At 59.4% G+C, this 13,276-nt stretch carries 10 protein-coding genes and 2 rRNA genes; 3 read left to right on the forward strand and 9 right to left on the reverse strand.

Annotated features, from left to right (window positions below; translation table 11 throughout):
• Positions 1 to 162: 162 nt before the first annotated feature.
• A 23S ribosomal RNA gene (locus tag ACVZTU_RS11225) occupies positions 163 to 3,283 on the reverse strand.
• A 422-nt stretch (positions 3,284 to 3,705) separates the two neighbouring features.
• Positions 3,706 to 5,233 (reverse strand): 16S ribosomal RNA (locus ACVZTU_RS11230).
• Together the 16S and 23S rRNA genes form the textbook arrangement of a ribosomal RNA operon.
• Before the next feature lie 629 nt (positions 5,234 to 5,862).
• Here ACVZTU_RS11230 and ACVZTU_RS11235 point away from each other — a divergent pair.
• Complete coding sequence (locus tag ACVZTU_RS11235) at positions 5,863 to 6,705, forward strand: formate/nitrite transporter family protein (RefSeq protein WP_482401751.1); 843 nt, start codon at positions 5,863 to 5,865, stop codon at positions 6,703 to 6,705.
• 9 nt (positions 6,706 to 6,714) lie between these two features.
• On the opposite strand, the gene ACVZTU_RS11240 is transcribed toward ACVZTU_RS11235, so the two are convergent.
• The 3 genes from ACVZTU_RS11240 to ACVZTU_RS11250 form a co-directional block, all read right to left on the reverse strand.
• Entirely contained in the window at positions 6,715 to 7,116 is a 402-nt protein-coding gene (locus tag ACVZTU_RS11240) for a YccF domain-containing protein (protein ID WP_025780405.1), read from the reverse strand.
• A 314-nt stretch (positions 7,117 to 7,430) separates the two neighbouring features.
• Positions 7,431 to 8,717, reverse strand: coding sequence for a tyrosine--tRNA ligase (gene tyrS, locus ACVZTU_RS11245; RefSeq protein ID WP_434590077.1), 1,287 nt, complete (start codon positions 8,715 to 8,717; stop codon positions 7,431 to 7,433).
• A gap of 135 nt (positions 8,718 to 8,852) precedes the next feature.
• Complete coding sequence (locus ACVZTU_RS11250; RefSeq protein WP_369864474.1) at positions 8,853 to 9,020, reverse strand: hypothetical protein; 168 nt, start codon at positions 9,018 to 9,020, stop codon at positions 8,853 to 8,855.
• Positions 9,021 to 9,160: 140 nt separating this feature from the next.
• Here ACVZTU_RS11250 and ACVZTU_RS11255 point away from each other — a divergent pair, with 140 nt between their 5' ends.
• Both ACVZTU_RS11255 and ACVZTU_RS11260 read left to right on the forward strand, forming a co-directional pair.
• Positions 9,161 to 9,307 carry a hypothetical protein gene (locus tag ACVZTU_RS11255; RefSeq protein ID WP_482400400.1) on the forward strand — a complete coding sequence of 49 codons (147 nt, stop codon included), beginning with the start codon at positions 9,161 to 9,163 and terminating at the stop codon, positions 9,305 to 9,307.
• A 199-nt stretch (positions 9,308 to 9,506) separates the two neighbouring features.
• Positions 9,507 to 9,767, forward strand: coding sequence for a hypothetical protein (locus tag ACVZTU_RS11260; protein WP_369864475.1), 261 nt, complete (start codon positions 9,507 to 9,509; stop codon positions 9,765 to 9,767).
• Between the two features lie 68 nt (positions 9,768 to 9,835).
• Here ACVZTU_RS11260 and ACVZTU_RS11265 read toward each other — a convergent pair whose 3' ends face one another.
• From ACVZTU_RS11265 to argF, 4 genes are all read right to left on the reverse strand, one after another.
• Positions 9,836 to 10,075 carry a hypothetical protein gene (locus ACVZTU_RS11265; protein WP_369864476.1) on the reverse strand — a complete coding sequence of 80 codons (240 nt, stop codon included), beginning with the start codon at positions 10,073 to 10,075 and terminating at the stop codon, positions 9,836 to 9,838.
• 113 nt (positions 10,076 to 10,188) lie between these two features.
• Positions 10,189 to 11,610: an argininosuccinate lyase gene (argH, locus tag ACVZTU_RS11270; RefSeq protein WP_482400401.1), complete on the reverse strand. Its 1,422-nt coding sequence runs from the start codon at positions 11,608 to 11,610 to the stop codon at positions 10,189 to 10,191.
• Positions 11,611 to 11,775: 165 nt separating this feature from the next.
• Positions 11,776 to 12,297: an arginine repressor gene (locus ACVZTU_RS11275; protein ID WP_039206772.1), complete on the reverse strand. Its 522-nt coding sequence runs from the start codon at positions 12,295 to 12,297 to the stop codon at positions 11,776 to 11,778.
• A complete protein-coding gene (gene argF, locus ACVZTU_RS11280) occupies positions 12,297 to 13,217 on the reverse strand; it encodes an ornithine carbamoyltransferase (RefSeq protein ID WP_482400402.1) in 921 nt (306 codons plus the stop codon). The genes ACVZTU_RS11275 and argF overlap by 1 nt, the downstream gene beginning before the upstream one ends.
• Positions 13,218 to 13,276 lie beyond the last annotated feature (59 nt).

Raw genomic sequence — 13,276 nt, forward strand, 5'->3', positions numbered from 1 at the left:
AAAAACAGAGTTGTCAGCGGTAGTGGTCCAAGAACCGCACAGCGAACGCGAACACCAAAAACTATGTCATGCACACCCCACAAAACGGGGCGCATTCTCTCATCACAACCAGAAAGGCGAATAAAGACTCTTCGCACACACCAACCCCACTAAAGGGAAAAAGTTGATGAGTGATCGGTGTATTAGTACCAGTCAACTCCACACCTTACAGTGCTTCCATACCCGGCCTATCAACCCCATCATCTATAGGACACCTCCCCTGACAAAAGTCAGTTGGAAATCTCATCTCGGAGCCGGCTTCCCGCTTAGATGCTTTCAGCGGTTATCCATCCCGAACGTAGCCAACCAGCCATGCTCCTGGCGGAACAACTGGCACACCAGAGGTTCGTCCGTCCCGGTCCTCTCGTACTAAGGACAGACCTCCACAAATTTCCTACGCACGCAGCGGATAGGGACCGAACTGTCTCACGACGTTCTAAACCCAGCTCGCGTACCGCTTTAATGGGCGAACAGCCCAACCCTTGGGACCGACTCCAGCCCCAGGATGCGACGAGCCGACATCGAGGTGCCAAACCATGCCGTCGATATGGACTCTTGGGCAAGATCAGCCTGTTATCCCCGAGGTACCTTTTATCCGTTGAGCGACCACGCTTCCACAAGCCATGGCCGGGTCACTAGTCCCAGCTTTCGCTCCTGCTCGACACGTCCGTCTCACAGTCAAGCTCCCTTGTGCACTTACACTCGACACCTGATTGCCAACCAGGCTGAGGGAACCTTTGGGCGCCTCCGTTACTCTTTAGGAGGCAACCGCCCCAGTTAAACTACCCATCAGGCACTGTCCCTGAACCCGATCAGGGTCCGAAGTTAAGGAATCCACTATGGTCAGAGTGGTATTTCACCGATCGACTCCACCCCAACTAGCGTCAGGGCTTCCCAGTCTTCCACCTATCCTACACAAACCACACCGAATCCCAATACCAAACTATAGTGAAGGTCTCGGGGTCTTTCCGTCCTGCTGCGCGTAACGAGCATCTTTACTCGTAATGCAATTTCGCCGAGTTCGTGGTTGAGACAGCAGAGAAGTCGTTACGCCATTCGTGCAGGTCGGAACTTACCCGACAAGGAATTTCGCTACCTTAGGATGGTTATAGTTACCACCGCCGTTTACTGGGGCTTAAATTCTCCGCTTCACCCACAAAGTGGGTTAACAGGTCCTCTTAACCTTCCAGCACCGGGCAGGCGTCAGTCCGTATACATCGACTTACATCTTCGCACGGACCTGTGTTTTTAATAAACAGTCGCTTCTCTCTGGCCTCTGCGACCACCACCAGCACATCCCCACGCATGGTGGGTTCACCGGGATGGTCCCCCTTCTCCCGAAGTTACGGGGGCATTTTGCCGAGTTCCTTAACCACGATTCTCTCGATCACCTTAGTATTCTCTACTCGACCACCTGTGTCGGTTATAGGGTACGGGCAACACACACCCTCACGTCGATGCTTTTCTCGGCAGCAGAGGATCACCAGATCACCCCACCAATGTGGGGCGCCCATCAGCTCTCACACTCAAATGTGGGGACGGATTTACCTACCCCCACGTGCTACAACCTTAGACCGTGACTACCATCGCACGGCCTGGCTACCTTTCTGCGTCACACCTCACGCTTACCGACTCCACACTCAGGTCCCCCACTCAAACCCAACCACAGGCCCGAAGGCCTGACGGGGTCATCACGGGGTTAGTATCGTGTGTTTTGGTACTGTCGGTTGTGTGTCGGTACCAGAATATCAACTGGTTGTCCATCGACTACGCCTGTCGGCCTCGCCTTAGGTCCCGACTTACCCAGGGCGGATTAGCCTAGCCCTGGAACCCTTGGTCATCCGGTGGACGGGTTTCTCACCCGTCTTTCGCTACTCATGCCTGCATTCTCACTCGAATCGCCTCCACCACTCGTTCACACGGCAGCTTCTCCGGCAACTCGACGCTCCCCTACCCAACACCACACCATTACGGCTATACGTGGTGCTGCCACAACTTCGGCGGTGTACTTAGCCCCGCTACATTATCGGCGCTCAATCACTTGACCAGTGAGCTATTACGCACTCTTTCAAGGGTGGCTGCTTCTAAGCCAACCTCCTGGTTGTCTTCGCAACTGAACATCCTTTCCCACTGAGCACACGCTTAGGGGCCTTAGTTGATGGTCTGGGCTGTTTCCCTCTCGACAATGAAGCTTATCCCCCACTGTCTCACTGCCACGCTGAACCTTGACTGGCATTCGGAGTTTAGTTGACGTCAGTAACCCGGTAGGGCCCATCAGCCATCCAGTAGCTCTACCTCCAGCAAGAACCACGCAACGCTGCACCTAAATGCATTTCGGGGAGAACCAGCTATCACAGAGTTTGATTGGCCTTTCACCCCTAACCACAGGTCATCCCCTCCATTTTCAACTGAAGTGGGTGCGGGCCTCCACGCGCTCTTACACACGCTTCACCCTGCCCATGGCTAGATCACTCCGCTTCGGGTCTAGGACACGCGACTAGGATCGCCCTATTCGGACTCGCTTTCGCTACGGCTACCCCACACGGGTTAACCTCGCCACGCACCGCTAACTCGCAGGCTCATTCTTCAAAAGGCACGCCATCACAGTCATCTAGATACTGCTCTGACGGATTGTAAGCACATGGTTTCAGGTACTCTTTCACTCCCCTCCCGGGGTACTTTTCACCATTCCCTCACGGTACTTATCCGCTATCGGTCATCAGGAAGTATTTAGCCTTACCAGGTGGTCCTGGCAGATTCACACGAAATTCCACGAGTTCCGTGCTACTCGGGCATGCACACACTGCGAACAGTCAGCGTTTCGTCTACGGGACTCTCACCCACTCCGGTCCTGTTTCCCACCAGGTTCGACTACACCAACAACACTCACAGACCGGTCATGCTGGACCGGACCACGTACACCCCACAACACCCCTGCAGCAACACCAGCACGCTTGACACTGCACAGGTTTAGGCTCATCCAGTTTCGCTCGCCACTACTCCCGGAATCATTGTTATTTTCTCTTCCTGCGGGTACTGAGATGTTTCACTTCCCCGCGTTCCCTCCACATGCCCTATATATTCAGACACGGGTCACCACCCTCACGAGTGGCGGGGTTTCCCCATTCGGAGACCCTCGGATCAACGCCTGTTTATCGGCTCCCCGAGGCTTATCGCAGATTTCCACGTCCTTCATCGGCTCCTGATGCCAAGGCATCCACCATGCGCTCTTACACACTCACCCAACCCCCAAAAAGGGACCAGCTTCATGTGCGCGAAAAATATTGTTTCATTCACCTTAACTAGATGATGACAAGAAAAATCACATTACATAAACACCACACAAATATGGTGTTTGATGCTCGCGTCCACTATACGATTCTCAAACCACTACCAAACACCCACCACCACACAACCGCTTCACGCTGCTGCCTGTTGGTCGGGTTGGTCCTGTTGGTTGAAACCACACCCACACAATCGTGTGGGGTTTGTGATTCCAGGACCCAATAACGTGTTCGTTCTAGCCCACCCGATCACTCACCGCACCCGGGGCATTGACCCCAGCCGGGCTGTGTGGGCAAGCGGAAGAAGTGATGTTCCACCCTTGAGCTCTCATGATGACCACAGACGGGTCATGCCATGAGGATCTTAATGTGTGCTCCTTAGAAAGGAGGTGATCCAGCCGCACCTTCCGGTACGGCTACCTTGTTACGACTTAGTCCCAATCACCAGTCCCACCTTAGACGGCCCCCTCCCACAAGTGGGTTGGGACACCGGCTTCGGGTGTTACCGACTTTCGTGACTTGACGGGCGGTGTGTACAAGGCCCGGGAACGTATTCACCGCAGCGTTGCTGATCTGCGATTACTAGCGACTCCGACTTCACGTAGTCGAATTGCAGACTACGATCCGAACTGAGACTGGCTTTAAGGGATTCGCTTACCCTCACGGGTTCGCCTCTCTCTGTACCAGCCATTGTAGCATGCGTGAAGCCCAAGACATAAAGGGCATGATGATTTGACGTCATCCCCACCTTCCTCCGAGTTGACCCCGGCAGTCTCCTATGAGTTCCCACCATCACGTGCTGGCAACATAGAACGAGGGTTGCGCTCGTTGCGGGACTTAACCCAACATCTCACGACACGAGCTGACGACAACCATGCACCACCTGTACACCAGCTCCAAAGAGAAGAACTGTTTCCAGAACGGTCCAGTGTATGTCAAGCCTTGGTAAGGTTCTTCGCGTTGCATCGAATTAATCCGCATGCTCCGCCGCTTGTGCGGGCCCCCGTCAATTCCTTTGAGTTTTAGCCTTGCGACCGTACTCCCCAGGCGGGGCACTTAATGCGTTAGCTACGGCGCGGAGAACGTGGAATGTCCCCCACACCTAGTGCCCAACGTTTACGGCATGGACTACCAGGGTATCTAATCCTGTTCGCTCCCCATGCTTTCGCTCCTCAGTGTCAGTTACAGCCCAGAGTCCCGCCTTCGCCACCGGTGTTCCTCCTGATATCTGCGCATTTCACCGCTACACCAGGAATTCCAGACTCCCCTACTGCACTCTAGTCAGCCCGTACCCACTGCACGCGCAACGTTAAGCGTTGCGTTTCCACAGCAGACGTGACCAACCACCTACGAGCTCTTTACGCCCAATAATTCCGGACAACGCTCGTACCCTACGTATTACCGCGGCTGCTGGCACGTAGTTAGCCGGTACTTCTTCTGCAGGTACCGTCACTTTCGCTTCTTCCCTGCTGAAAGCGGTTTACAACCCGAAGGCCGTCATCCCGCACGCTGCGTCGCTGCATCAGGGTTTCCCCCATTGTGCAATATTCCCCACTGCTGCCTCCCGTAGGAGTCTGGGCCGTGTCTCAGTCCCAGTGTGGCCGGTCGCCCTCTCAGGCCGGCTACCCGTCGTCGCCTTGGTAGGCCATTACCCCACCAACAAGCTGATAGGCCGCGAGCCCATCCCCGATCGAAAAACTTTCCACCAACCCTCATGCAAGGATTGGTCATATCCGGTATTAGACCCAGTTTCCCAGGCTTATCCCGAAATCAGGGGCAGGTTACTCACGTGTTACTCACCCGTTCGCCACTCATCCACCAACAGCAAGCTGTCGGCTTCAGCGTTCGACTTGCATGTGTTAAGCACGCAGCCAGCGTTCGTCCTGAGCCAGGATCAAACTCTCCATAAAAAACTTTATGTTACGAATGAATCCCAGCAAGACAGCCAACCCCTCACGGGGTGAGAAGGTTGACCAAAAAATACTAACCAAACACACCATCCACCCATGTGATGCGAGAGGTTCGGCGAAGAACCACCCACCACAGGTGAACCAATGTTTGGCCAGATGATTGTCTTACCAGAAAATAAAAATGTTCTGGCATCACAACTTGTTCAAACAAACACGCTATTGGATTCTCAAACCACAAACACACACCCATCACCACACCACACAAAACGCAGCATGTTCACTGGGGGTATCAGTTTCATTTTGTGTCACCCACCCGATCGTCTGAACCCTTAGACCAAACCGTGTTTGTCCTGGTCAGACCCGGTGGAAACTCTGTCTCGAAGACGGTGTTTCCGGCGGGGCAACGAGATATAACTCTAGACCACCCCAGAGCCACCGTGCAACTCGAAACCGGAAATTCACCTGTGACACCCGTCACCAGCTCCAGATGCCCGGTTTCGCACCTACTTCCACAAGCACAAACGTACGGCTGCAGAACCCCGCCATGCTCTCGCCGGCGGCAGCAGATTGCCCTCATTGTGCAGATGATTCCCAGCGTTTCAGCGCGTCCCGACCCCTACACTGACGGGATGACTCAGAAAGAGCAGCGAGAACGACTTGGCCGCAACGACCTCGATCTCGAAGACGCCCTCATCGACGAGGCGGCCAATACAGTCACTGAGGGTGCCAAGCGGCTCAACCGGAAGTGGCCGGAACTCATCGTCACCGGGCTCTTCGGCGGCATCGATGTCGGGCTTGGCATCTTGGCCATGGTGCTCGTCAAGCAAGCGACCGGGTCGACGATCCTCGCCGGGATGGCATTTGGCATCGGCCTCCTGGCATTGAAGCTGGCGCACTCGGAACTGTTCACCGAAGAATTCCTCCTTCCGATCAACGCCGTCATCGCCGGCCAGGCGAATTGGATCCAGGTGCTCCGCCTCTGGCTGACCACTCTCGTGACGAACCTGATCGGGGGCGCGGTCTTCGCCTGGCTGATCGTTATCGCCCTCCCGGATTACCACAAGACGATTGCGGATATGGCGCTCGGCTATATCAACCAGTCTTCACTCATCGTCATGCTCGCCCTCTCACTACTGGCCGGCGCGACAATCACTTTGTCAACCCGTATGCAGCAGGGAACACAGAACGACGTCGTCAAGGCGATCGTCTGTATGATCACCGGTCTGTTGGTGATCGGCGTCAGCATGCTGCACGGAGCTATCAATGCGATCGTCATCTTCGCCGCCATGATGACGGGCGCGGACATTTCGATCCTCGATTTCCTGCAGTGGTTCGGAATCGTGATCCCGTTCAACATGCTCGGCGGACTGCTGATCATTACCCTGCCCCGAATCGTGCGCACTCGCCGCGTGCTCTGGGCAGTACGCCAAGGCCGCATCTCTCTCGAGGACCTCGAAGAACAGGGTTCCTGAATCCGTGGTTCAGGCTCCGCGGTAGCCGGGCATCAGCCGGTCGCTGTCGACGATCTGCTTGCCCAGCGGCATGAGCGAGACGGGGATGAGTTTGATGTTCGCCCAGCCGAGCGGGATGCCGATGATCGAGATGAACAGCGGGATCGACGTGACGACGTGTCCGATGGCGAGCCAGACGCCGGCGACGATGAGCCAGATGATGTTGCCCAGGGTGGTCGCCACACCGGCCGGGCGGGTTTCGATGACCTCGCGGCCGAAGGGCCAGAGTGCGTAGTTTCCGATGCGGAAGGACGCGATGCCCCACGGGATGGTGACAATGAAGATGCAGGCGATGATGCCGGCGGCCCAGTATCCGAGTGCCAGCCAGAGGCCGGAGAAGATGAACCAGATGATGTTGAGCAGAGTGCGCATGATCTCCTCGTGCGTTCGTCAGTCGGTATTCGTTCGGTTGTCCGTCATCTGCCAGTCTGCTCGATGACCGCATGCTTTTCCATGGTGATGCCCCCACATCGGCGATACGGTTGACCGCAGTCTGCCAGAGCGCACGCTGATTGACCGCGTTCCGTTGGCCGCAGAGCTGCCGCTGAAGCCGCCTCTACAACTCGGCCTTTTGTATTCGCGGATGACAAGGTTTCCCATTGTCGAACGGGCCTAACCGGAGTGAATACGACAATGCCGCGCCCTCCGGGAGCGGAGGACACGGCATTATCAGTGACGGAGGTTGCTCAGCCGACGATGTCGACAGCACCCAGGGTCTTCTTGCCTCGGCGCAGGAGGACGACTCCTCCAGCTTCTGTCGAGAGCACATCATCGGAAGTCAGAGTCTGCTCCTGGTCGGCGACCTTGACGTTGTTGACGTACGCTCCTCCGTCCTTGATGGCACGGCGAGCCTCACCCTTGGACTTGACGATGCCGGAAGCGACGAACGCATCCGCAACAGGCAGGCCTTCGGCCAGCTGGGTCGTCGACACCTCACCGCGCGGCAGCTCGGAAGTTGCCGCACCCAGCGTCGACGAATCAAGGCCGGTGAGCTCTCCCCCGCCGAAGAGGGCGGAGGCCGCGGCGATGGCCTGTTCGTAAGCCTGGCGCCCGTGGACCAAGGTGGTGACATCCTCGGCGAGGGCCTTCTGCGCTACACGGGTGTGCGGGGCAGCAGTGAACTCGGCTTCGATGGCTTCGATCTCGTCGAGCGGGCGCAGCGAGAACACCTTGAGGTACTTCACCACGTCGCGGTCGTCGGCGTTGAGCCAGAACTGGCTGAACGCGTACGGGCTGGTCAGCGACGAATCGAGCCACACGGTGCCGGATTCTGTCTTGCCGAACTTCGTGCCGTCGGCCTTCGTGATCAGCGGGGTAGCCAGGGCATGGACGGACTTCTGCTCGACGCGACGGATGAGGTCGACGCCCGAGGTGAGGTTGCCCCACTGGTCGGAGCCGCCGGTCTGCAGGGAGCAGCCGTAGCGGCGGTTGAGTTCGAGGTAGTCGTTGCCCTGGAGGATCTGGTACGAGAACTCGGTGAAGGAGATGCCGGCTTCGCTGTTGAGGCGCGCGGAGACGGATTCCTTCGCGAGCATCCGGTTGACCGGGAAGTGCTTGCCGATGTCGCGGAGGAAGTCGATGGCCGACAGCTGCGAGGTCCAGTCGAGGTTGTTGACGATCTGGGCGGCGTTGGGGCCGTCGAAGTCGAGGAACTTCTCGACCTGGGTGCGAATCTTCGCCACCCATTCCTCGACGACCTCACGTGGGTTGAGCGTCCGCTCCCCCGACATGCGCGGGTCGCCGATGAGGCCGGTGGCGCCGCCGACGAGGGCGAGCGGATTGTGGCCGGCCTGCTGGAGGCGGGCGGCGGTGAGCAGCTGGACGAGGTTGCCCATGTGCAGGCTCGGGGCCGTCGGATCGAAACCGACATAATAGGTCAGCGACTCCTCGGCCAGGGCTTTCTGCAGGGCGGTCTCGTCGGTGGAAACTGCGACGAGCCCGCGGGCCTTGAGTTCGCTGAAGATGTCGGTCACTTCGGTCCTTTCGAATCTGAGGTCTGTGCCGGCGCGGAGCCGACGGGATCAATTCTACGTGCTCGCCGAGGTGGGACTTCCCTTGCCTGCCATCTGAGCTCCTGCTGCACAGAGCATCGTCGGAATCGTGTCCGATCAGGATTCTCTGTCGCGTGGGTTATTCAGACCGAGTTCACGCTCCAATTCTTCCTGGCTCACTCGCCCGGTTTCCCGGCGAGCAACAGCCGCAGCGCGAACATCCTCTTCATCTTCGAGCACACGGCGACGTCTGTCGAAAGGATTGGGCTGGTTCTCACGGGACATGGATCTATTGTCTGCCTTTTGGTCCGAACACGGCTATGTCCGCCAGCTGTCTTCGTCAATTTCTTTGGCGGAACAACTGAAGAAACACTAGATTGTGGCACGTTGCCGTTCTTAGAATGAGCGTATTCGAGGAGGCAACAATGACTGCTCACTCATACGATTCGGCACAGTCGTCCGAGCTCGAGCAGGACGGACTGACCCACGCTGAGGCACAAGATGCGATCAATACCTACGCCAAGCACGTCCGACCTCGGATCAGGCACGAGCAGGGCTCCGTGCGAGGTTGATCGCGCTCACTTCAACGACCTCCCACTGGCGTCTGAGGCCACTCAGAAGCAGGCTGTGCGCACCGCAGATGCCCGGGCCCGACTCGTCCAGGACGAAGGTGTGGCCACCTATCAGACTCTCGCAGAGCTCCGCGGAACCAGAGAAGGCGGTGCACGGTCGTGAGTCAATCGACTCCGTAGAGACAATCGGCTGTTCACCGTGGAGGTCAAAGGGAAGACGCTCGTCCCCGCTATCCAGCTCTTCGCAGATGGGCAGCTTGACGAGCTCGTCAGCGAGCACCTCGTGAAGCCGCTGCTGTCTACTGGCATGGAGCCCTGGTCGTTGTGGTCGTGGCTGACCAGCCCCACGGGGCTGCTCAGCGGAGAGTTTCCCGCCGAGGCGGTCGTCATCGATCAGAAACGTGTGCTTCGCACAGTCGAACGTCAGGTCGCAGACCTCGAGTTTCCCGTTCGCGTATGAGTCTGGTCCTCGGGCCCGAAGATCTCGGCGTTATCATGGTCTCGCTTCTCAGCTGAGACCGTGTCCTCTCATCGGCGCGTGGAGGAGCTCTGCCTCAATCGCACCACCAGGGCCGCAATTGCCCAGACCACAAGAACACCCAGACCGACCACTCCGAAGATCTCAGCGAATCCCATCGCCATTCCCGCTCCGATGTTGGGATCGCCGGGGATCGATTTGCTGTCCCAGTACAGTCCGAGGCCATACAGTCCCGCGCCGAGGAGGATGATCACGGTACCGCCGATGAGCAGGATCGTTCTTCTCCGCATGCTTCGGACCTCCTTACGAGATCGTTGATGTGAAGGGCCGGTGCCTGGACCAACGGATTTCATCCGCTCATCCGGGCACCGGCCCTCACGTCAGTGTCTTATTCTTCAGCCTCTCACACGCTGCGAGCCGACCCGGCGAACTCACGCAGACGCGTGACCTCGGCCTTCGCGTTGGCGATCTGCTGATCGACGGCCGAACGTGCCGTGCCGCCCTTGGCGTTGCGCGAATCGATCGAACCGAGCGTCGTGAGCACTTCACGAACGGCCGGAGTCAAATGTGAAGAGATCCCCGCAAAATCCTCGTCGGAGAGGTCCCACAGTTCGACATCCCGCGATTCGGCCAACTGCACGCATGCGCCGGAGAGTTCATGAGCCACACGGAACGGCACGCCTTCACGGACGAGCCATTCGGCAATATCAGTAGCCAAAGCGAATCCACGCGGAGCCAGGTAGGCCATCCGCTCGGTGTCGAACTTCAGCGTCGCGATCATCCCGGTGAACGCCGGCAGCAGCAGCTCGAGAGTGTCAGTGGCGTCGAACACCGGCTCCTTGTCCTCCTGCAGATCCCGGTTGTACGCCAACGGCAGCGCCTTGAGCGTCGACAGCAGGCCGGTGAGGTCACCGATGAGGCGACCGGACTTGCCGCGGGTGAGCTCGGCGACGTCGGGGTTCTTCTTCTGCGGCATGATCGACGATCCTGTCGAGTACGCGTCATGCAGGGTGACGAACGAGAACTCCTTCGTTGCCCACGCGATGACTTCCTCGGACAGGCGAGAGAGGTCGATGCCGATCATCGTCGTGATGAACAGGTATTCGGCGAAGACATCGCGCGAGGCGGTGCCGTCGATGGAGTTCTCCACCGAATCGTTGAATCCGAGGTCCGCGGCCACCGCCTGCGGGTCGAGCCCCAACGACGACCCTGCCAGAGCACCCGAACCATAGGCCGAAACTCCTGCTCGCGCATCGAAATCAACGAAGCGGGCGACGTCGCGCAGCAGCGGCCACGCATGAGCGAGCAGATGATGGGCCAGCAGCACCGGCTGAGCGTGCTGAAGGTGCGTGCGCCCGGGCATCGGCGCCTCGGGGTGTTCTTCGGCCTGAGCGATGAGCACCTCGACGGTGTCGAGCACGAGACCGGCGACCTCACGAGCATGGTCGCGCAGGTACATCCGACCCATCGTCGCGATCTGGTCATTGCGGGACCGCCCGGCACGCAGCTTCCCGCCGAGCTCAGGCCCCGCGATCTCGATGAGTCCGCGCTCGAGCGAGGAGTGCACGTCCTCATCAGATTCGGCAGCCACGTATTCGCCGGATTCGACTCGGCGTAGCAGCTCGTCAAGCGCCGAGTGCATCCCCGACAGCTCGTCATCGGAGAGCAGTCCCGCGTGGTGGAGGACCTTCGCGTGGGCCTTGGACCCGGCGATGTCGTACTTCGCCAGGCGCCAGTCGAAGTCCGTGGACTTGCTCAGCGCGGCCAGCGCATCGGCCGGACCGTCGGAGAATCGTCCGCCCCACAGGCTCAGTCGTTCGCTCACAGATCGTCCTTTCCCACCAGCACGGATGCGCCGGTCCGTTCATTGAAATGATGAAACTCAGTTGTCATTGTTCCAGGATTTGCTCGGTCCGGCTGGTTCCATCCCCATCCGAACGTCGCCGAGGCGGCCCCTCCGTCCCGCACGAAAGCGCGGCCCCCGGATGGCTCAGCCCTCGGCCAATCCGCCCGCGGCGTATTCGAGGAAGGTCTCGGCCAGGGCCGCTCCCCCGACTGCCGCATCGGCGATGACAAGCACGGTGTCGTCGCCGGCCAGGGTTCCGAAGATCCCGACCATCGAGGATCGGTCGATCGCCGAGGCCAGATACTGCGCGGCTCCCGGCGGGGTGCGCAGCACGACAGTATTGTCCTGGGAGACTGCGGAGACGAGCAGCTCCTCGAGGATCCGCGGCAGTTTCGCATCGAGGCTCTCCCCCGTCGACTGCTGCAGTGACCGGTCCCCGCCCTCACCGGGGACGGCGTACACGGATCCCGCGGTGGATCGGATCTTCACAGCCCCCACCTCGGCGAGGTCGCGCGACAGGGTCGCCTGGGTGACGGTGATGCCCTGCGTCGCGAGCGCCTCGGCGAGTTCGATCTGGCTTCGCACGGATTGGCGGGTGATGAGGTCGATGATCTTCTGCTGTCGGGCAGTCTTCGTCAGCGGTGCACTGTTATTCGTCTCGGCCATCATCGCTCCAGGAGGAAGGTCATGAGCGCCTTCTGCGCGTGGAGGCGGTTCTCGGCTTCATCGAAGACCACCGAGGCGGGGCCGTCGATGACCTCGGCCGTGACCTCTTTGCCGCGGTAGGCGGGCAGGCAGTGGAGGAAGATCGGATCGTTGCCGGCCTCCATGAGTTCCTGGCTGACCTGGAACTTCATAAACGGTGAGGCCTCGTCGTCGCGTCCGGCCGAATCCTGGCCCATCGACACCCAGGTGTCGGTGACGAGGACGTCGGCGCCGGTCGCGGCTGCGACCGGGTCGTCGGTGACGGTGAGCGACCCGCCGGTCTGCGCGGCGAGGGCCTCGGCTTCGGCGACGATCGCGGCATCGGGCTGGAAGCCTGCCGGTGCTGCGATGCGCACATGCATTCCGGCGTTGACTCCACCCAACGCGTAGGAGTTGGCCATGTTGTTCGCCCCGTCGCCGAAGTACGTCATGGTCTGGCCCTTCACGTCGCCGCGGTGTTCGCGGATGGTGAGCAGGTCGGCGAGGATCTGGCAGGGGTGGAAGTCGTCGGACAGCGAGTTGATGACGGGCACAGAGGAGTGCTCGGCCATCTCTTCGAGGCCTGACTGGGCGTAGGTGCGCCAGATGATCGCCGAGACCATCCGGGACATCACCTGCGCGGTGTCGGCGATGGATTCCTTATGCCCGAGCTGCGCCTCACCGGGGTTGATGATGAGCGGCTGCCCGCCGAGTGCGGCGATGCCGGCGGCGAACGAGACCCGGGTGCGCGTCGAGGTCTTGTCGAAGATGACGGCGGCGGTCTGCGGGCCGGCGAGCGGGGTCCGCGAGTAGGGGGCGGCCTTGAGTTCGACGGCGAGGTCGAGGACCTCGGCCTGCTCGGCCGGGGTGAGGTCCGTGTCCTTGAGGAAGTGGCGTGTCATAACGTGTCCTTCGAAAGTCTTAAGTAGGTGATGCCGGCACCGAGGTGGCCCGCCGTTCC

Source organism: Brevibacterium sp. OS20, from assembly GCF_056837565.1.

What these genes read in the sequence shown, in the direction of transcription:
- ACVZTU_RS11275 (WP_039206772.1), bottom strand. Translation starts at nt 12,297, where the DNA reads ATGGCCGAGACGAATAACAGTGCACCGCTGACGAAGACTGCCCGACAG.
- ACVZTU_RS11240 (WP_025780405.1), bottom strand. Translation starts at nt 7,116, where the DNA reads ATGCGCACTCTGCTCAACATCATCTGGTTCATCTTCTCCGGCCTCTGG.
- ACVZTU_RS11250 (WP_369864474.1), bottom strand. Translation starts at nt 9,020, where the DNA reads ATGTCCCGTGAGAACCAGCCCAATCCTTTCGACAGACGTCGCCGTGTG.
- ACVZTU_RS11235 (WP_482401751.1), top strand. Translation starts at nt 5,863, where the DNA reads ATGACTCAGAAAGAGCAGCGAGAACGACTTGGCCGCAACGACCTCGAT.
- ACVZTU_RS11265 (WP_369864476.1), bottom strand. Translation starts at nt 10,075, where the DNA reads ATGCGGAGAAGAACGATCCTGCTCATCGGCGGTACCGTGATCATCCTC.
- argF (WP_482400402.1), bottom strand. Translation starts at nt 13,217, where the DNA reads ATGACACGCCACTTCCTCAAGGACACGGACCTCACCCCGGCCGAGCAG.
- ACVZTU_RS11255 (WP_482400400.1), top strand. Translation starts at nt 9,161, where the DNA reads ATGACTGCTCACTCATACGATTCGGCACAGTCGTCCGAGCTCGAGCAG.